Source organism: Streptococcus sp. HMSC065C01 (assembly GCF_001813525.1).
Classification (GTDB): Bacteria; Bacillota; Bacilli; order Lactobacillales; family Streptococcaceae; genus Streptococcus; species Streptococcus parasanguinis_V.
Map to the genome: position 1 here is coordinate 46,852 of NZ_KV812860.1, position 18,976 is coordinate 65,827.

17 protein-coding genes are annotated in these 18,976 nt (G+C 44.3%); all 17 read right to left on the reverse strand.

Annotated features, from left to right (window positions below; all coding sequences use genetic code 11):
• Positions 1-39: 39 nt before the first annotated feature.
• Entirely contained in the window at positions 40-624 is a 585-nt protein-coding gene (rpoE, locus tag HMPREF2918_RS10455; RefSeq protein WP_024054894.1) for a DNA-directed RNA polymerase subunit delta, read from the reverse strand.
• A 225-nt stretch (positions 625-849) separates the two neighbouring features.
• Entirely contained in the window at positions 850-2,133 is a 1,284-nt protein-coding gene (gene tig, locus HMPREF2918_RS10460; protein ID WP_070595587.1) for a trigger factor, read from the reverse strand.
• Positions 2,134-2,261: 128 nt separating this feature from the next.
• Positions 2,262-2,825, reverse strand: a complete 564-nt coding sequence (locus tag HMPREF2918_RS10465) for a TIGR01440 family protein (RefSeq protein WP_031576810.1) — start codon at positions 2,823-2,825, stop codon at positions 2,262-2,264.
• 3 nt (positions 2,826-2,828) lie between these two features.
• Positions 2,829-3,299: an ECF transporter S component gene (locus tag HMPREF2918_RS10470; protein WP_003010175.1), complete on the reverse strand. Its 471-nt coding sequence runs from the start codon at positions 3,297-3,299 to the stop codon at positions 2,829-2,831.
• Positions 3,289-4,050 (reverse strand): bifunctional hydroxymethylpyrimidine kinase/phosphomethylpyrimidine kinase, encoded by a 762-nt coding sequence (locus tag HMPREF2918_RS10475; protein ID WP_031576808.1) that lies wholly within the window; start codon positions 4,048-4,050, stop codon positions 3,289-3,291. Before HMPREF2918_RS10475 ends, HMPREF2918_RS10470 begins: the two co-directional genes overlap by 11 nt.
• Positions 4,043-4,789, reverse strand: coding sequence for a tRNA pseudouridine(38-40) synthase TruA (gene truA / locus HMPREF2918_RS10480; RefSeq protein ID WP_049491364.1), 747 nt, complete (start codon positions 4,787-4,789; stop codon positions 4,043-4,045). The genes HMPREF2918_RS10475 and truA overlap by 8 nt, the downstream gene beginning before the upstream one ends.
• A 289-nt stretch (positions 4,790-5,078) precedes the next feature.
• Positions 5,079-8,615: a family 20 glycosylhydrolase gene (locus HMPREF2918_RS10485; protein ID WP_070595589.1), complete on the reverse strand. Its 3,537-nt coding sequence runs from the start codon at positions 8,613-8,615 to the stop codon at positions 5,079-5,081.
• A 161-nt stretch (positions 8,616-8,776) separates the two neighbouring features.
• Complete coding sequence (gene dnaJ, locus HMPREF2918_RS10490) at positions 8,777-9,910, reverse strand: molecular chaperone DnaJ (RefSeq protein ID WP_003004734.1); 1,134 nt, start codon at positions 9,908-9,910, stop codon at positions 8,777-8,779.
• Positions 9,911-10,176: 266 nt separating this feature from the next.
• The gene (locus tag HMPREF2918_RS10495) at positions 10,177-10,809 is read right to left on the reverse strand and encodes a DJ-1/PfpI family protein (protein WP_070595592.1); all 633 of its coding nucleotides are present in this window, start codon (positions 10,807-10,809) and stop codon (positions 10,177-10,179) included.
• A gap of 198 nt (positions 10,810-11,007) precedes the next feature.
• Complete coding sequence (gene dnaK, locus HMPREF2918_RS10500) at positions 11,008-12,831, reverse strand: molecular chaperone DnaK (protein ID WP_070595594.1); 1,824 nt, start codon at positions 12,829-12,831, stop codon at positions 11,008-11,010.
• A gap of 242 nt (positions 12,832-13,073) precedes the next feature.
• Positions 13,074-13,598, reverse strand: coding sequence for a nucleotide exchange factor GrpE (grpE, locus tag HMPREF2918_RS10505; RefSeq protein ID WP_301355021.1), 525 nt, complete (start codon positions 13,596-13,598; stop codon positions 13,074-13,076).
• Between the two features lie 24 nt (positions 13,599-13,622).
• A complete protein-coding gene (gene hrcA, locus HMPREF2918_RS10510) occupies positions 13,623-14,657 on the reverse strand; it encodes a heat-inducible transcriptional repressor HrcA (RefSeq protein ID WP_003004578.1) in 1,035 nt (344 codons plus the stop codon).
• Positions 14,658-14,825: 168 nt separating this feature from the next.
• Complete coding sequence (locus tag HMPREF2918_RS10515; RefSeq protein ID WP_070587512.1) at positions 14,826-15,599, reverse strand: M15 family metallopeptidase; 774 nt, start codon at positions 15,597-15,599, stop codon at positions 14,826-14,828.
• Complete coding sequence (locus HMPREF2918_RS10520; RefSeq protein ID WP_070595596.1) at positions 15,589-16,290, reverse strand: histidine phosphatase family protein; 702 nt, start codon at positions 16,288-16,290, stop codon at positions 15,589-15,591. The genes HMPREF2918_RS10515 and HMPREF2918_RS10520 overlap by 11 nt, the downstream gene beginning before the upstream one ends.
• Positions 16,291-16,413: 123 nt before the next feature.
• Positions 16,414-17,103: a histidine phosphatase family protein gene (locus tag HMPREF2918_RS10525; protein ID WP_070595598.1), complete on the reverse strand. Its 690-nt coding sequence runs from the start codon at positions 17,101-17,103 to the stop codon at positions 16,414-16,416.
• An 81-nt stretch (positions 17,104-17,184) separates the two neighbouring features.
• Positions 17,185-18,522 (reverse strand): PFL family protein, encoded by a 1,338-nt coding sequence (locus tag HMPREF2918_RS10530; RefSeq protein WP_070595600.1) that lies wholly within the window; start codon positions 18,520-18,522, stop codon positions 17,185-17,187.
• An 18-nt stretch (positions 18,523-18,540) separates the two neighbouring features.
• Positions 18,541-18,807: an ACT domain-containing protein gene (locus HMPREF2918_RS10535; RefSeq protein ID WP_003004214.1), complete on the reverse strand. Its 267-nt coding sequence runs from the start codon at positions 18,805-18,807 to the stop codon at positions 18,541-18,543.
• Positions 18,808-18,976: the final 169 nt, after the last annotated feature.

The window sequence follows — 18,976 nt, forward strand, 5'->3', positions numbered from 1 at the left end:
TGAGAGGCTAGGACTTTTGTCCCAGCCTCTTCTTATGATTTATTCTTCTTCCTCGTCTTCAGAATCCTCTTCTTCGTCGTCTTCTTCGCTTAATTCAACTTCCTCACCCAAATCATCTGGTACGATTTCATTGATTTCAGCATCGTAAGCTTCGACTTCACTCTTTTCATCGTCTGGATTTTCTTCATCATATGAAAGAGCTGGATCTGCTTCGTAAACTTCTTCGTCTTCTGGATCGTCGTCGTTGTAGTCGATCGCATCTTCGTCTCCATCCATAAAGGCATTGACACGTTTTTTCTTCCGTTTCTTAGGAGTTTCATCTTCGTCTGTTTCTTCAAGAGCGATGATTTCTTCGTCAACTTCATCGATGGCATACCATGAACGAAGACCCCATTTGTTATCTCCAAGTGGGATAAAGCTTCCATCTACATTCAATTCTGTGTAGAACAATGGAAGAGCTTCACGGATCTCGCTGTTTGATTTTTCAAGGTAAATTTGAATTTCATTTACAAGATCGCTAAAGTACATTTCATGGTCACGTCCGCGTAATTCCAAAATCGCACGCGCCACTTCAATCATAGAAAGTTCACTTTTTTCTTGTCCAGCAAATACTTCTAATTCCAAGGGTAAATCTCCTTATGTTTCATTTCCTAAATGGAGAAGGATCCGGTCTTAAACCTCATCCTATCCTCAATGATAGATTGAAAACTTCTCGCCACTAAATCTATCACGCATTTTATCGTTACACTCTATTGTACGATAAATTTCCCCTTTCGTCAAAGGAAAATTCCAGGATTCTCCATGAAATCAAAAAAAGAAGAGCCTCACGGCTCTTCTTTTTTATCTAAATTATTTTACTTTTGCTGTGCTTGTGATCACGTTCACTGCTTTCTTCACTGTGATGTCATGTTTCAACATTTCTGGTGAAAGAAGGTTGCGAACTTGTTCAACTGGCATGTTGTAATCTGCTCCCAATTGTTCGATTTCAGCGTTGATTTCTTCTTCAGTTGCTTCGAAGCCTTCTGCTTTCGCTACTGCTTCAACCACAAGGTTTGTCTTCGTACGGCTTTCAGCTTCTGCTTCGTATTGTTTGTGAAGATCTTCTTGAGTTGTTCCAGTGATTTGGAAGTACATTTCAGGTGAGATACCTTGACGTTGCATGTTTCCAAGGAACTCGTTGATTGAACGGTGTACTTCTTCGTGGATCATTTCTTCTGGAAGGTCAACGATTTCAGCGTTTTCAACTGCAAGATCGATTGCTGCTGCTTCTACTGCATCGTTGTATGCTTCTTCTTTAGCTGCTGCCAATTCTTTGCGGTATTTTTCTTTCAATTCGTCAAGAGTTTCAACTTCTTCGTCGATGTCTTTTGCCAATTCATCGTCAAGAGCTGGTACTTCTTTTGCTTTTACTTCGTGGATAGTTGTCACGAATTTCGCTTCTTTACCTGCAAGGTCAGCTGCTTGGTAGTCTTCTGGGAATGTTACGATCACATCAACTGTTTCACCAGCAGAGTGTCCAACCAATTGGTCTTCGAAACCTGGGATGAATTGACCTGAACCAAGTCCAAGTGAGAAGTTATCACCTTTACCACCGTCGAATTCAACACCGTCGATAGAACCTACGAAGTCGATCACAACTGTGTCACCTTCTGCTGCAGCACCTTCTTTAACAACCAATTCAGCCAAGTTGTTGCGTTCGCGTTCGATACGAGCATCCACATCAGCGTCTGTTACTTCTTTAGAAACTTCTACTGATACTTCAAGGTCTTTGTAAGCACCCAATTTTACTTCAGGTTTTGTTACAACAGCTGCTGTCAATGTCCAGTCTTGACCTTTTTCCATAGATACAACATCGAAAGTTGGTTGTGCTACAACTTCGATTCCAGCTTCTTTAACAGCTGCTTCATATGCTGCTGGAAGAAGATCGTTCAAAGCATCTTGGTAAAGAGCTTCTTCACCAAAACGTTGGTTGAAGATTGGACGTGGAATATGACCTTTACGGAATCCAGGTACGTTCAAAGTTTTCTTAACTGACTCAAACACACGGTCCAAAGCAGGTTTGATTTGCTCTTGGCTGATTGTGAAAGTCAATACACCGTGGTTAGTTTCTTTGTTTTCAAATGATACAGACATTCTGTCTCTCCTTAAAATAATATAGTCATTCCTTATAATTTTACCACAAAACTTTGAAATTGCAAGTTTTAAAACGTTTTTGCCTCTCTTTTCATCCAAAAAAACTAGCCCTTAAAAGCTAGTTCTGATTATGATTTTCGGATGGGATCATCGAGGTAAAGAGCACGGGCGCCACCGATCAATTTTGGCCGACTGGCGAGGGCCGTGACATGGGCTCCACCTAGTTCACGCAAGATAGGGCGAATTGGAACTTGCACGTGTTTGACGTGCATCCCCACCGAGGTATCTCCGATGTCTAACCCGGCTTGGGCTGTGATAAATTCCACTTCAACAGGATCCTTAAAATACTTGAAAGCAGCGAGTTGTCCAGCTCCTCCTGCATGGAGACTTGGAAGGACATTGACGATTTCTAGCTCCTTCTTATCTGCCAATTCTCTTTCGACCACCAAGGCGCGATTGAGATGCTCACATCCTTGTACCGCCAGATAAATCCCTCTTGGATTCAACTCATCTAGTAAGGTCTGGACAATAGCTTCAGCAATATCGATGTTGGAGGCCTTTCCAATTTGCCCTCCTGCAACTTCGCTTGAAGACATCCCGAGGACTAGAATCTGTCCTTGGCGGAGACGGCTTTTTGCCAAGACATCTACCAAGATTTCTTTTGTATCCTTCTTCAGTTGCTCCAGATCCATGAATTAGCTTCCTTTCTTTTGAAATGCATAATAGACCACATAGCCTAAAGCCATTCCAACAAAATTCTGAGCGAGATTATTCGGAATGTCCGAGATAGCAGCACCCCAGCCATTGCCTAAAAAGAGAGCGGAAGCTAGTGCGTAACCGCCTACCATGACGACTGTCGCAAGGAGCAAGCCTAGGTAACGAGCTTTTCCCTTGAAGCCAGCGAAATAGCCTTGTCCCCCGTGAAAGAGGAGGCTAAAGAACATCCACTGAGGATAGCCTGAAATCAGATCCAATAAGAAGGCTCCGACACCACCTACAATCGCACCTTCCTTGCGCCCAAAATAGAAGGCTGTGAAATACACTCCAAGATCTAGCAGGGTGACGATCCCTGTCGGAGTTGGAAGTTTGGTATAGTAGCCAAGTACAACTGTCAAGGCTGTCAAAATAGAGAGGCGGGCAATGAGTTGAGTTCGATTAGATGTCATATTGTACTACTCCATATTGGTCTGAATGTTGAATCGCTTGGAAAACAAAGTCTTTAGAGGCTTTAACAGCTTCAAGTGGAGATTTCCCTTGCACCAACTGGCTGGAAATGCTCGACGCAAAGGTACAACCAGCTCCTGTATTGTTCTTTTCTAAGACTGGCTCTTCAATGACGGTGAAGTCTGTCCCATCATAAAAGACATCGATGGCCTTTTCTTTATTGAGACGATTGCCTCCTTTGACCACGACATTCGCTGCTCCTAATTCGTGGAGTTTGCGCGCTGCCTCCTTCATATCGTCGAGCGATTGAATCTTGCTTTGGGTCAAGATCTCAGCTTCTGGTAAGTTTGGCGTGATGATGGTCACATAAGGGAAGAACTTAATCAATTCGTCTCGAAGAGCTGAAACTTCTACATCATGACTTTCCTTGCAGACCAAGACAGGATCTAGTACCACAGGAATCTCCGCATGGGCTTTGACATAGTCCAAAGCCAAGTCTGCCACTTCAACATTTGGCAAAAGACCGAGTTTAATAGCAGAAAAAGGAACATCTTTGAGGGAGTTGAGCTGTTGAGCAAAGGTCGTCGAATCCACCGGAATCACTTCAAAACCGTGCTCCGTCATAGCGGTCAAACAAGTCACCGCTACAAAACCATGCTGTTTGTTAGTCGTATAAGTTGCAAGGTCTGCGTGAAGACCTCCCCCACTAAAAATATCATTTCCTGAAATAGCTAGAATCAATTCATTACTCATAACGGATCTCCTTTAAATATAAGCCATTTGGTGCTGCTGTAGGACCTGCAAGATTGCGGTCCTTCTTTTCCAAAATCAGATCGATCTGCTCGATCGGCATCCGATCATTTCCAATCTTCAACAAAGTTCCCACCATATTACGGATTTGCTTGTAGAGAAAGCCATTGCCCGAAAAGGTAAAGACAAGGCGATGATGTTCTGCATCCTCAACCAAGCGAGCCTCTGTAATCGTACGAACCTTATCTTCCACACTGGTTCCCGAAGCGGTGAAACCGGTGAAATCATGGGTTCCCTCCAACTTTTGGATGGCTACTTGCATCTTTTCCACATCCAAAGGATAAGGATAGTGGGTGGCATAGTGGCGCATCATGGGGTTCTTGGGACGACCATAATCCACGATAAATTCATAGGTCTTGCTGTGCTTCTTGTAGCGTGAATGAAAGTCATCTGCTACTTGCTCCACTCGGATGAAATCAATATCCTCTGGGGTTTGGGTATCGAGGGCAAAGCGGAGCTTTTCCTCGTCCCGCGCTTGGGGGAGATCAAAATGAATCACCTGCCCAAGAGCATGGACACCTGAATCCGTTCGCCCCGCTCCATGAACGGTAACAGGGGTTCCTTGATTGAGACGCGTCAAGGTCTTCTCGATTTCCTCCTGCACACTACGGGCATGCGGTTGGCGTTGAAACCCTGCAAACAAGGTCCCGTCATATGAAATGGTTGCTTTGTATCGTGTCATGGTTCTATTTTAGCAAGATATAGAAGGGGTTACAAGAGTGAAAAAACCAAACTGTCCGGGTACAGTTTTGCAAGCACAAAAAGAGGCTGGGACAAAAGTCCTAGCCTCTCAATTATTTTTGGTTTGTCGAGCAAGACGCAGTGGTTGAGCGAGCTCTACTACACTGGTTTCATCAGCTTTTACAGCCCTACTCAACTGTGCGGAGGTGTGACGACGAAATCGAATTCTAACGAATGACCAATTTCTGTCCCACTCTCTTAACTTCGACCTGTTACAAATCTACTAGGTCTCAGTCTCTTTTTTTATTTTTCAAGTCCATTCCTGCCGCTCCTAAGATCGCTCCTAGTAAAGCGAGCCCAAGAGCAGATTCCACTCCTGTTTCTGGGAGTTGCTTGTTAGAGTTTCCTGTTTCTGAACGAACCTCTTTTTCCACAGCTACTGGAATTGGCGTTGGGGTATTTGCTGGTGCTACTGGTTGATCCTTCGAGATCACTTGAGGCGTTGAAGGTTCTGGAACCACTTTGTTTACAAGCACATCTGGTTTCACTGGTGCTTCTACTGAAGGGCTTGTTGGGATCACGACTTCTTTGGTACCGACTTCAACAATTTCTGCAACCGGCTCTGTTGCAACTTCTGTAGCGATCACTTTTCGACTTTGATCAAGCGCCGAAACCTCTACATAGTCAAGACCTTGCCCTTTAACCCCAGCCTGGATTACTCTGCGTTCTCCTTTAGCGAGATCTGGATCGGTGCGTTCCACAAGGTCAAAATCAAGTTCTTTCTCCACGATGTCAAGACTTGGTTTGTCTTCCACTAGGGCTTTGACGTCATTTTCAGCCAAGCTACCTACTTGCGTGATTGGCTTGAGCCCCGCAAGAGCTTGAGTCAGAGCAGCCACTTCTTGATCCACCTGATCTTGATGAGCACGACTCACATTCCAATTCAAGCTATCTAAGACTTTCGCAAGTGCTGCGCGAGATTCTGGTGTGTAAATGTCTAGATCTGTTGGCACCGTAGCAACTGCTTTTCTAAGAGCAGTGAAGTCTGCTTTGAAATAGTCCTTGTTGTGGTTGGCAAAAGCTTCCATGACCTGGAAGACTTCTTCTTCCTTGTATTCATTGGCCGGCTCATCAGCCCAAATTCCCAACATACTTCCGGATGTCGGTAATTTGACATCAGGGTACTTGGTTGAAGCTAACTGTTCAAATGGAACAGTTTCTGTATTTTGGATAGCTTTTTCGAGCGGATAACTTTGATCACCTTTGTGGCCCAAAACATAGTACCAGTCTCCGTTGGTATTAAGGAATTTATACCCCTTATCTGCCAAATACTGTGGAGAAGCGAGGTTATAACCCCACCATCCTTTAGACCAGTATGAAATCAAGACGTCCTTGTCAAAGGCAACATCATCTTCATCTCCATAATAGAAGCCATCGTTAAAGGCCATTGGTTGCAAGCCTTTTTTACGCGCCATGGCTGCAAGACTATTGGAATACTCCGCAAACTTACCATAGAGGTCATACCACTTGAGGTAGTACCAACCTTGCGCACTGGTAGCGTCATTGGCATATTCATCCGTTCCGTAGTTAAAGATCTTAGACTTGTCTTTGAAGTAGTCCATGTACTTGCCAATCAAGGCTTTGGTAAAGTTGACTGCTGCTTCATTGGTCAAATCCATGGTTGTTTTTGAAACCGTATCAAAGCTGGCTTGTGGGTTTTCAATGCCCAATTTTTCCATGGCCACTAACAAGGCATCCATGTGTCCAGGACTATTGACTGCCGCAATCAAGCCGATTCCTTTAGCAGTAGCATAAGCATGGAGTTCATCCATTTCTGCTTGGGTCAAAGCTTGACCATTTGGATCATCGTAATAGGCCTTGGTGCCTTCTAAAATGGCCTTTTTCACATCGTCACTAGCATAAGTCTTGCCATTGGCTTCCACCGTCATATCATCGAGGACGAAGCGCATACCATCGTTTCCGACAAGGAGGTGCAAGTCAGAATAACCCAGCTCACTGGCCTTATCTACGATCCGTTTCAACTGATCCAGTGAGAAGTATTTGCGGCCTGCATCGATCGAGATGACCTTCTTCATGGCGAGTTTTTCCGCTGCTTCTTTTGCTGCAACTTCTTTCGCATAGCTTTCCGTATACACCAAAGCATCTTGAGCTGCTTTGAGATGGTCGATCAAGGTTTTGGCCTCTGCTCGAGTCGTGTCTGCTCCTGCCCCTTCTAAAGCTTTTTTAGCTGCCGTAAAGGCTACTAGAGATTCCGGTGTATAGTGATCCAAATCAGTTGGAGCTTCTGAAAGAGCTTTTCCGACGACTTCAGGATCTGCAACAAAGTAGTCCGCATTCTTGTCCGCGAAGGCATGCATGAGCTTAAAGAGAAGGTCTTTTTTGTAGGTTGCGGATGGCGTATCTGCCCAGGCAGCTACCATACCACCAATGAAAGGTACCTTAGCTCCATCATTTTTTTGAACTACATCAATCGCTGACTTGGAAATTCCTTCGAGACCTTGATCAAGGTTGTACCAACCAGATCCAGCCTTGTCCCGTCCGAGCACATAATACCAAGCATCATTGGTATTAAGAATCTGATGACCTAGTTCAGACAAGAGTTTTGAAGAAGCGACATCATAGCCATTCCAGCCACCTGTCCAGTAGGACACAATGATATCCTTGTCAAAAGTACCATAGGAAGTATCGCCATTGTAGTAGATTCCATCATTGAAGGCCATTGGTTTCATCTTGTGTTTTTTCACAATAGCTGCTAGATCATTGGCATATTGGATGAATTTTTCATAGCCTTTTTCTGGATAGCCTTCACCTGGCCAATGCTTGCTAGCTTGGAGAACCTGCCAACCATGGGCATCTGTGGCATCATTGGCATATTCATCCAAACCGATGTTAAAAATGTCTGCCTTGCCGCTGAAATAAGCCACATACTTGTCTACCAAAGCCTTGGTAAAGTCTAAGGCTTTTTGGTTGTCCAAATCAACTGTCCGGGCTGATTTTTTAGTGCCAAAGTAATTAAAGTGAGGGTTTTCGATCCCCAATTGTTCCATGGCTGTCAGAATCGCATCCATGTGACCTGGACTATTAATGGTTGGGATGACACCTACTTTCTTCGATTTGGCGTAGGCTAAAATATCATCCATTTGAGCCTGGGTCAAGGCTGTCCCGTTCGGATCATCGTAATAAGCCTTCGTCCCTTTTTCAACCGCATCTGTCACGGCTTGGCTAGAATAAGAAGTATCTCCCACTTTCAAAGACATGTCATCCAGCACAAAGCGCAAACCATCATTTCCAACTAGAAGATGCAAGTCTGTATAACCCGTCTTACTTGCTTCATCAATGATTTCCTTGATTTGGTCTGGTGAGAAGTACTTGCGACCGGCATCGATCGATACAATCTTTTTCTTGGCTAATTTTTCTTCCTGATCAGGATCTTTAGTAGGTGTTTCCGTCGTTGCTGTCGCTGGTTGAGCTGCCACATCCGACTCTGCGACAGAACTTGCTTCTTCGCGAATCAAACGGTCAAGATCTGATACCCGCAATTCACGATCAGGCAGTGTCGGTTGACTTTGATCGACGATTGGGGCAGGAGCCGTTGGTTTTTCTACTGTTGGCTGAGAAGCTTCCTCATTAAGAGAAATCGTTGACTCACCCTCGCTTGGCTGAGTTGGAACTGTCGTTGAAGGACTGTCTGTAACGCTCGACGTATCTGCAGCTACAACATGAGCACCAGCAAAAAATCCTATGAGCACCGAAGCAGCTCCTACTGCATACTTGCGAATCGCATAACGTGGTTGATGTGATTTCATCAGGACCTCCTAAATTGTCTTTGTAATCGTTTTCTTAAATTTACCACGATATCTTAATAAATTCAATGAAGGTTCTCATTATTCTTTAATTAGGAGAGGAAGTTCTTGGATTCGATCCAAAATAAAACGAGCTCCTTACTCAAAAGGAAACTCGTTCTTTCTTATAAATCATCTAAAGCATCTTTGACCTTGTCAAAGAACCCTTTTTTCTTTGGGTTGACCTTCAAATCACTTGCTTCCGCAAAGGCTTGAAGGGCTTCTTTTTGCTTGTCATTTAAACCAGTTGGGGTGACGACATTGACAGATACATATTGATCTCCCATGGCACCACCACGTAAGCTTGGAGCCCCTTTTCCACGGAGGCGGAATTTCTTACCGGTTTGGGTTCCTTCAGGAATGACCAAATCGACATCTCCGTGAACAGTTGGCACATGGACCGTATCTCCAAGAGCTGCTTGGACAAAGTTCAAGTCTAACTTGTAGTAGATGGTTGAGCCATCTCGTTCAAAGCGATCGCTCGGCTCAACATTGACAACGACATACAAGTCACCATAAGGTCCACCGTTAAAGCCAGCTTCTCCTTGACCAGCTAAGCGGATTTGTTGACCCGTTTCAACTCCTGCAGGAATCTTGACGTTCACGCTATGAGCTTGTTTTTCATGACCTGTTCCACGACAAGTCGTACATGGATCTTTGATTTCTTGACCACGACCATGACAGACATCACAGGTCACTTGACGGCGCATCATCCCAAGAGGGGTTTGCGTATCCACATTGATGACTCCAGAACCATGACAGCGTCCACAGGTCACCGGACTAGTCCCTGGCTTAGCTCCAGAACCATGACAGGTATGACAGCTAGCTTCCCGATGGTACTTGACTTCTTTTTCCGCACCAAAAATCGCTTCTTCAAACTTGAGATTGACGCGGTATTGGAGGTCATCCCCTTGACGAGGTGCATTTGGATTACGACTTGCACCGCCACCAAAGAAGCTAGAGAAGATATCTTCAAAGCCACCAAAACCAGCACCATCAAAGCCACCAAAACCACCTGCTCCGCCACCGAAGCCACCATTGGCACCTGCAGCACCATATTGGTCATAAGCAGCCCGTTTTTGCTCGTCACTCAAAGTCTCATAAGCTTCTTGAACTTCCTTGTACTTTTCCTCAGCACCAGGCTCCTTGTTGATATCTGGGTGATATTTTTTAGATAATTTCCGATAGGCTTTCTTGATCTCATCTTGAGATGCATTCTTTGAAACGCCCAAACGGTCATAAAATTCAGTATTATTCATACAAGATACTAAGAGCGAACAGAAAGCGACTGAAATTTAGGAAACCGACAAGAAATCCTGATTTCTTAGGCGGTTTATCTAATTTCCAAGCTTTCCGCTCGAGTTCAATTCCCCGAACGCTCTTTGTTCCTTTCTATTGATGTTGTGAATCAAACCACGATTTAGGTCGGGTTCAGTTCCTTTCTTTTATATTGAATTAGAAACTTTGGAACCCGTGTTCAGTTACGAACACTCTTTGTTCCTTTCTATAATTTTCATATAAATTTTTAGAGGGCATTTTCTATACTTCGCTTCACTTGATCAAACTCTTTGTCCGATAAAGTAAATATCAAATCCTCTTCAGCATACTCGTTCTGTTCTTTAAAATAGTTGTCTGTATTAGCTGCCAAGCCTAAGCTTAGAATCACTTTTCTTGCAAACTCTTGATGGGCAAAACCGATAGCCGTAATGATCTGTTTATCTTGCACAAGAACTTTCGGTTGGAAATTTTCACGTGGAAGAAATTCAAAATAGTCAAAGAAGTTTTGCCAAATTCCACCTGTAAATTTCGTGTCCTTCAACAGACCTGCTTTCGCTAATAAAAGAGGCGCTGAAGAAATGGCTGCAATGAGGATATCTTGCTCACCAAGATCCCTCAAGAACGAAATCAATTTCTCATCCTGTAGGGCAGGTCCTATATTGACCATTCCTGGCAAAATCACGCAAGAATACTCTTCTATACGGATTTGATCTAGTGTTTTCGTTGGTTGACAGGGCAAGCCATCCTCAGAGACCACCATCGAATGATCTGAAGCGGCATAATCAATCGTGACGTCAAAAGACAGAGCTAAAGTACTCGTTAAAGCGGTTATCTCATAAAGAGAAAAATTAGGATAAATGATACAAAGTACTTTTTTCATAGGCAACATCCTCTATTTTACCGAAAAACAGAGGCTGGGTTGCAACCTCTGGATTTCTTTTTATCATTTACTAGTTAGGCGTTTAGGAAAGGCGCCATAGCGATTGCCGTAGAGTGACAATCACAAGAGTGAGTATCCATTATTAACGCCTCGCTCTCCGATTTTCAAGCTCGGGATAAAATAGTCCACTGGACTATTTTATTTTTCCGTAAACTCTCCGTCTACGACGTCATCGCCTGCATTTCCTGTTGCTTGTGCGCCTTCTGCTCCTGCTTGAGCTTGTTGCGCTGCTGCAGCTTGTTCGTAGAGTTTAACAGCCAATGCTTGCGCTTTTTCGTTCAAGGCTTCAAGTTTCGCTTTCATTTCTTCAAGGTTACCTGATTCTTGAGCTTTCTTAAGATCATCAAGTCCTGCTTGAGCTGCGTCACGTTCTGCATCAAAGCCTTTGCCTTCAGTTTCTTTGATAGTCTTTTCAGTCGCAAAGATAGCTTGGTCTACTTCGTTACGAAGGTCAACTTCTTCTTTACGTTTCTTATCTGCTTCAGCGTTTGCTTCTGCGTCTTTCATCATGCGATCGATTTCTTCGTCTGTCAAACCTGAGTTTGATTGGATAACAATCGTTTGTTCTTTTTGAGTTCCAAGGTCTTTGGCTTTAACAGACACGATACCGTTCTTGTCGATGTCGAATGTTACTTCGATTTGTGGGATACCACGAGGTGCAGCTGGGATATCAGTCAATTGGAAGCGTCCAAGAGTCTTGTTATCCGCTGCCATTGGGCGTTCACCTTGAAGAACGTGAATATCAACGGCTGGTTGGTTGTCTGCTGCAGTTGAGAAGACTTGTGATTTAGAAGTTGGAATTGTAGTGTTGCGGTCGATCAATTTTGTGAAGACTCCACCCATTGTTTCGATACCAAGTGACAATGGCGTTACGTCAAGAAGGACAACGTCTTTCACATCACCAGTGATCACACCACCTTGGATCGCAGCACCCATAGCCACAACTTCGTCAGGGTTCACTGATTTGTTTGGTTCTTTACCAGTTTCAGCTTTAACAGCTTCTACAACGGCAGGAATACGAGTTGAACCACCGACAAGGATGACTTCGTCGATATCTGACAAGCTCAAACCTGCATCTGAAAGGGCTTGACGAACTGGAGTTTTTGTACGTTCTACAAGATCACGAGTCAAATCGTCGAATTTCGCACGAGTCAAGGTCATTTCCAAGTGAAGAGGTCCAGCAGCTCCTGCAGTGATGAACGGCAAGCTGATTTGAGTTGAAGTCACACCAGAAAGGTCTTTCTTCGCTTTTTCAGCTGCGTCTTTCAAACGTTGAAGCGCCATCTTGTCTGTTGACAAGTCGATACCGTTTTCTTTCTTGAATTCTTCAACCATGTGGTCGATGATTTTTTGGTCAAAGTCGTCACCACCGAGTTTGTTATCCCCTGCAGTTGCCAATACATCAAAGACACCATCACCCAATTCAAGGATAGATACGTCGAATGTACCACCACCAAGGTCGAATACCAAGATTTTTTCTTCTTTATCAGTCTTATCCAAACCGTAAGCAAGGGCTGCTGCTGTTGGTTCGTTGACGATACGTTCTACTTCAAGACCAGCGATTTTACCAGCGTCTTTAGTTGCTTGACGTTGCGCATCGTTGAAGTAAGCTGGAACTGTGATAACAGCTTTGGTTACTTTTTCACCAAGGTAATCTTCAGCATAACCTTTCAAGTATTGAAGAATCATAGCTGAGATTTCTTGTGGTGTGTATTCTTTACCGTTGGCAGAAACCTTTTCAGAAGTACCCATCTTAGATTTGATAGAGATCACTGTATCTGGGTTTGTAACTGCTTGACGTTTTGCAGCGTCACCAACGATGATTTCACCGTTTTTGAATGACACAACAGATGGAGTTGTACGGTTTCCTTCTGGGTTTGCGATGATTTTTGATTCAGTTCCTTCAAGAACTGCTACTGCTGAGTTTGTTGTACCTAAGTCAATACCGATAATTTTAGACATATGTTTTTCTCCTTGTTATTTTTTCTCTTTTTTTCTTTCTGATACTCTTCTTAAGTGGCGACGCCGTCAGAGCTTGACTTCGTCAATCTCTTTGACTAAACTTTGAGCCTAAGGTCTCAAAGTTTGCGAAGATACCGCCACGGCGAAGAGTATCGCCTTCGGTTCGCTTCGCTCACTATTGGCAAAGCCGAACCAATGTTAATCTTTCTTTCATAGTTTAGTGTCGTTTCGGACAAGACAGCTTAGTTATAAACCACTACCATGGCTGGGCGCAGGATGCGGTCATGGAGTTTGTAGCCTTTTTGGAAGACTTGTGCGATGGTGTCTGCTGGATGTTCATCATCTGCAGGCAAGGTTTGGATGGCCATGTGGTAGTTATGGTCAAAGGCTCCGTCCGCTGGAATTTCTTCGATTCCTTCTTCTTTCAGAGCATGTACCAAACTTTCTTGGACCATTTCCAAGCCCTTCTTCACATCATCTGTCAACCCTTCGACGGCAAGGGCACGTTCGAGGTTGTCCAGTGATGGTAAGATAGCTTTTGCCAAATCTTGGCTACGGTATTTTTGTAATTGTTGACGTTCTTCATTGGCACGGCGCTGAATATTTTGCATTTCTGCATGAGCACGAAGGTATTTGTTTTCAAATTCCTCGGCACGCGCTTGTGCTTCTTCTAACTCAGAAGGTTGGTTGCTTTCCTCTACAACTTCTTCAGTTGTTTGGGCAACTTCCTCTTCTTTCACGTCTTCTTTTTTGATATCTTCTGTCAAGGCATACACCCCTTTCATTTGGTCTTAATTTACTTCATAATGGTTGCTGTTGAGGTAACGGTAGTAGTCCGTCAACTTCATAACCAGTACCCGGCCGATGACATTGACCAGGCTAATCACACGCCTGTAATCCATCTCTACGGGACCGATCACATGCATGAGGGCCATCCCACGATAAGGAACCAAGAACTTATGACTAATGACCGTCACATTTTTCAAGGCCTTCTCTTGGGATTCTGCAACCAGGATCTGGGTCATTTGGTCTTCTGGCATTCCCCCTCGTAACTCCAAGGCTACGTGTTGGGGATTATCTAAGAACTGATAGGTCTGAAGATCGGCGTAGGTTAAGGATGAAACCTTTCCTTCTACAAAGACCAGTTCTTGAAACAGTTGCGAGAAGACGTAATCAAAGAGATCCAGCACATTGTCTGTCGTCTTGAAATAACGCTGTACAATCTGTGGAATCTCTGTCCGCAAGCGGTAGTGGATATCCAAGACTGTATTTCCAATGAAACGCTCTTGAACCAGCTGATGGAAAATTTCCAAGTCACTGGTTAAGAAATTTTTTGGAATGGCAAACTGGACGGTGACAGGCTTTGATTCATCCAAGGTCAACACCGCTAAGGCATCGTGGTTGGACAATGGAACAATCTCAAAACCAGTCAAGCGCTGACGTGTCGGTTCAACATCCTGAATCACTGCGGTGTAACCCGTCATCTGGGCTAGCAACTTGGCCGTAGCATCCAAGATATCATCTAACTTAAAGGCTTCGAAATCAAAGGCTTTCACCACTTGGTAGACATCTTGCTCATCAATCAGCTCTAGATCGAGCGAGTTCTGAACAAAATATTGGAAACCAGCACGGCTAGGCATTCGGCCACTCGAAGTGTGGGCCTTTTCTAGTAAGCCTTGTTTTTCGAGGGCAGCCATGTCGTTTCGAATGGTCGCACTACTGGATTGAATGACATCTTGTAGCGCTTTTGAACCGACTGGTTCGTGGGTCTTGGTAAAGATATCGACAACAAGATTGAGAATCTCATTTTGACGTTCTGTAACCATGACCTCACCTCTCTTTCATTTTTTAGCACTCTAAACACTCAAGTGCTAAACTATGATTCTATTATACACCCATCCAAAAGAAAGTCAAGAGAAAAATCCAAAAAATTAGCACTCTTTTTTCAAGAGTGCTAAAAATCATTCTTAAGACCTAGAGAAGTGAATCTCCTCTTATTTGCCAGCTTTTTTCAATAGCTGAATATATTCTTCCAATACTAGCTGATGCTTGGCCATATACTGAGCATTTTCTACGCCAACATAACGGAAATGCCAATTCTCAAAATTCACACCCGTGATGTTGCTCTTCCCATCTGGGTAGCGAAGGACAAAGCCATATTGCGGTGCGATGGCAGCCAGCTGCATGCCCAACTCATCACTTTGGCCAGCTTCGACACTCATATCAATCGCAAGTCCCGTCTGGTGTTCACTAGCACCAGGGACCTGTACCTGAGTCTGCACCTGCTTTTCAGCTTCTTCATGCGAAAGACCACTAGCCTCTAGTTGCGCAACACGTTCATTATAGAGCTCTGTTTGTTCGGCCACACTTCGATAGCCTGATATCAAGGTTTCTTCTGGGGCAATTTTTCGAGCTGCTTCTAAGAATTGACGAGTTGGTTCTACAATCCGACTATCCACTTTGATAGCATCCACATCTGTCAATTGTGGGTTCAGCTCAGGCTTCACATTGTCACGATTGACCAAGATCAACTGCCAGTCTTTTGTCGAAACGGCTGGTAAATCTGATTTTTCTTCCTTTTTCTTAGAAGAAGAGGGAGTCGTTACAGCTGTTTTTTTAGCCTTCCAAAACTGAAGCCCTGAAAACAAGCTCGGCTTCGCTAAGTAAGCACCAATTCCCGATCCAAGGACCACAAGAAGAAAGAAACTCAATAGGTAAGGCCACCACTTCTTACGTTTTTTTCGTGCGCGTCTATACTTATTCGTCATGGCCACCCTCTAGAAGTTTTGCTCCAACCTTACGATAGGACATATCCCCAATCTTTTCAATATGAAAGGCACCATCTTCATAGGCCAAAACCGTCACGCTTCCGTTGTCCAAGACCAATTCTTCGACAGCCTTAGGATCGATGAGATAAATCAAGGTCGTAATCGTCATACCATGGCTGACCACAATAGCATTGCCACCGCCAGCTGCTTCTAGCTCTTTTGCGATGGCTTCAAAACCTTCTTTGATCCGACTACTCAAGGCTCCCCAGGATTCAGCCCATCCAGTGGTATCCACTTCGACGATCCCTTCTGCTAACTCCATCAGGCTCAACTGATGAAAATCATCAACCTTAAAGACACGGGGTAAAACTCCCATGAAGAGATCGCCATCATAAGCACCATCAAAACTACCAAAACACCACTCACGGATTCGTTTGTCATAACGATAAGGGATTTTTCCTGTCAGACCAAGTTCCTGAAGAATAATTCCCATGGTTTGAATGGTGCGTCCAGAATCACTCGAAACAGCCTCTTCAAAAGAAAGCCCAGCTTCCTTGAGACCAAGTCCTAATTCTCGAATCCCACGCTCTCCTGCTTCTGTCAGCGGAGTGTCTGACCAGCCCTGTGCTCGCCCAATGGTATTAAACATGGTTTTTCCATGACGAGCAATATATAATCTAGTTTTTGTCATTGTATTACCTCCGTATGTATCTCTTTCATTATATCATTTTTTGCAAAAAGAAAGTAGGAAAGCTCTTACAAGTTTTGAGAAAAAGAAAAGGCCATGACCAAAGGGTCAGCCTTTCATTACGGACTAGGATTCTTGCAAGCTTTCACCGACCTCACGGTAACTGCTATCTCCAATCCCCTTAACCGTCAATACTCCATCTTCGTATTCTACAAGGGTAACACTACCGTTTGAAAGAGGCAGATTAAGATTTGGTTTTCCTTCGACCAAGCAGACCAAGGTCTGAATGGTCCAACTATGGCTGACCACCAAGGCATTGCCTCCACCATTTTCTTCTACTTCTTTGGCAATGGCTTCAAAACCTTCTAGGATTCGGCTTTTCAAGACTTCCCATGGTTCAGCCCAATTCGCTGTATCTACTTGGCAGATGCCATTGGCCAAATCTTCCAAGGTCAAAGTCTTATAGTCTTCTACATCCAGCACGCGTGGAACGACACCGTGAAAGAGTTCCCCACCGTAGGCCCCATCAAAGCTACCAAAACACCACTCGCGGATCCGTTTGTCAAAGCGATAAGGAATCTGGTCTTTCAAGCCCAATTCATCAAGAATGATCCCCATTGTCTGAATGGCACGGCCTGAATCACTGGAATAAGCTCGAGTAAACTCCAAACCGGACTCACGCAAGCCGATTCCTAGAGCTTGAATCCCTCGTTCTCCTTCTGCTGTCAAGGGTGTATCGGACCAGCCTTGAGCACGGCCAATGGTATTAAACATGGTTCTCCCATGACGAATCACAAATAATCTTGTTTTAGCCATCTTGTCTCCTTTTGCAAGAAAAAAGTCTGGAGTTTCATCATCACAGACTTTTCTATTTTCTACTATTATACTAGATTTCTCTTAGTTTTTAAAGCTATGAACCGGAGCTGGAATTTGACCACCACGGGCAATGAAATCAGCTGACGAAGCTTTGTTGACCTTCATTACCGGAGCAGACCCAAGAAGTCCACCGAGCTCTAACATATCGCCTTCCTTACCATAAGGAATGATCCGAACGGCTGTTGTCTTTTGGTTGATCACCCCGATAGCTGCTTCGTCGGCAATCATGGCCGCAATGGTTGTATCTGGAGTATCTGCTGGGATGGCAATCATATCTAGACCGACGGAACAGATGGCTGTCATGGCTTCCAATTTTTCCAGGTTGATATGACCTGATTGGACCGCCGCAATCATCCCTTCATCTTCTGAGACCGGAATGAAGGCACCTGACAACCCACCGACTTGGTTACAAGCCATGATCCCGCCTTTTTTCACTTGGTCATTGAGCAGAGCTAGCGCTGCTGTAGTTCCATGGGTTCCTACTACTTCAAGCCCCATGGCTTCAAGGACACGGGCAACCGAATCCCCAACAGCTGGTGTTGGCGCGAGAGACAAGTCTACAATTCCAAACTCAACACCGAGACGTTCACTAGCCATTTGACCCACTAATTGCCCAACACGGGTAATCTTGAAAGCTGTCTTCTTGACTGTTTCAGCCAATACATCAAAGCTTGCTCCCGGAACTTTTTCAATCGCCCGTTGGACGACACCAGGTCCTGAAACCCCAACGTTGATGACAACATCCGCTTCACCGACACCGTGGAAGGCACCCGCCATAAAAGGATTATCTTCTACTGCATTGGCAAAAACTACGAGCTTACCAGGCCCCATTGGATCTGCTTGGGATGCTTCTTTAATGATACGGCCCATGTCTCGGACAGCGGTCATATTGATCCCCGTCTTGGTCGATCCAATATTGACTGAAGAGCAGACAAAATCTGTCTCCGCAAGGGCACGAGGAATCGAATTAATGAGGATTTCATCCCCTTTTTGGTAGCCTTTTTGAACAAGGGCTGAGAAACCACCGATAAAGTTGACCCCAACTTCTTTGGCCGCACGATCTAGTGCCTTGGCAAAGGGTACATAATCTGTCGCATTGGTTGCTGCCCCAATAATGGAAATTGGAGTGACTGAAACCCGTTTATTCACAATTGGAATGCCAAGTTCTGCCGCAATCTCATCCCCAACAGCCACTAAGTCCTTGGCCTTTGTCACAATCTTATTGTAGACTTTTTCTGCCGCCTTTTCGATATCTGGATCGATACAATCTAGAAGGGAGATCCCCATGGTGATGGTCCGAACATCGAAGTTCTGCTCCTCAATCATGGCAATGGTTTCTGTTACCTGTCTAATGTCCATAAATTCTCAACCCCTATCTTACAAATTGTGCATAGCATCAAAAATCGCTGCGCTTTGGATATTGATTTTCACATGCAGAGACTGACCGAATTCTTCCAACTCTGAACGAAGCTGTGTGAAATCTTTTTTCTCATCTGACGATACGACCGCCATCATGGTAAAGTATTCATCCAATACAGTTTGAGAGATATCATCGATATTGAGTCCTAATTCTGCTACTTTCGTTGCAACACCCGCTACGATTCCTTTTTGGTCTTTACCAACGACTGTAATAATTGCTTTCATTTCACTGCTCCATTCTATCTATTTGCTTCCATTGTAGCACAATCCCCTTAAAATGGCCCTTCTCAACTGGGAACGTTCGGATATATTAAACGTGTATAAAAAAATAAAGAGGCTGGGACAAAAGTCCTAGCCTCTTTATTTTTTTTGGATTGTCGAGCAAGACGCAGTG

Excerpts from the sequence above, each read along its gene's own strand:
- HMPREF2918_RS10485 (WP_070595589.1), bottom strand. The coding sequence starts at position 8,615 with ATGAAATCACATCAACCACGTTATGCGATTCGCAAGTATGCAGTAGGA.
- HMPREF2918_RS10525 (WP_070595598.1), bottom strand. The coding sequence starts at position 17,103 with ATGGCTAAAACAAGATTATTTGTGATTCGTCATGGGAGAACCATGTTT.
- HMPREF2918_RS10495 (WP_070595592.1), bottom strand. The coding sequence starts at position 10,809 with ATGAAAAAAGTACTTTGTATCATTTATCCTAATTTTTCTCTTTATGAG.
- HMPREF2918_RS10535 (WP_003004214.1), bottom strand. The coding sequence starts at position 18,807 with ATGAAAGCAATTATTACAGTCGTTGGTAAAGACCAAAAAGGAATCGTA.
- HMPREF2918_RS10530 (WP_070595600.1), bottom strand. The coding sequence starts at position 18,522 with ATGGACATTAGACAGGTAACAGAAACCATTGCCATGATTGAGGAGCAG.
- HMPREF2918_RS10520 (WP_070595596.1), bottom strand. The coding sequence starts at position 16,290 with ATGACAAAAACTAGATTATATATTGCTCGTCATGGAAAAACCATGTTT.
- HMPREF2918_RS10475 (WP_031576808.1), bottom strand. The coding sequence starts at position 4,050 with ATGAGTAATGAATTGATTCTAGCTATTTCAGGAAATGATATTTTTAGT.
- dnaJ (WP_003004734.1), bottom strand. The coding sequence starts at position 9,910 with ATGAATAATACTGAATTTTATGACCGTTTGGGCGTTTCAAAGAATGCA.
- dnaK (WP_070595594.1), bottom strand. The coding sequence starts at position 12,831 with ATGTCTAAAATTATCGGTATTGACTTAGGTACAACAAACTCAGCAGTA.
- HMPREF2918_RS10465 (WP_031576810.1), bottom strand. The coding sequence starts at position 2,825 with ATGGATCTGGAGCAACTGAAGAAGGATACAAAAGAAATCTTGGTAGAT.
- tig (WP_070595587.1), bottom strand. The coding sequence starts at position 2,133 with ATGTCTGTATCATTTGAAAACAAAGAAACTAACCACGGTGTATTGACT.
- HMPREF2918_RS10470 (WP_003010175.1), bottom strand. The coding sequence starts at position 3,299 with ATGACATCTAATCGAACTCAACTCATTGCCCGCCTCTCTATTTTGACA.
- truA (WP_049491364.1), bottom strand. The coding sequence starts at position 4,789 with ATGACACGATACAAAGCAACCATTTCATATGACGGGACCTTGTTTGCA.
- hrcA (WP_003004578.1), bottom strand. The coding sequence starts at position 14,657 with ATGGTTACAGAACGTCAAAATGAGATTCTCAATCTTGTTGTCGATATC.
- HMPREF2918_RS10515 (WP_070587512.1), bottom strand. The coding sequence starts at position 15,599 with ATGACGAATAAGTATAGACGCGCACGAAAAAAACGTAAGAAGTGGTGG.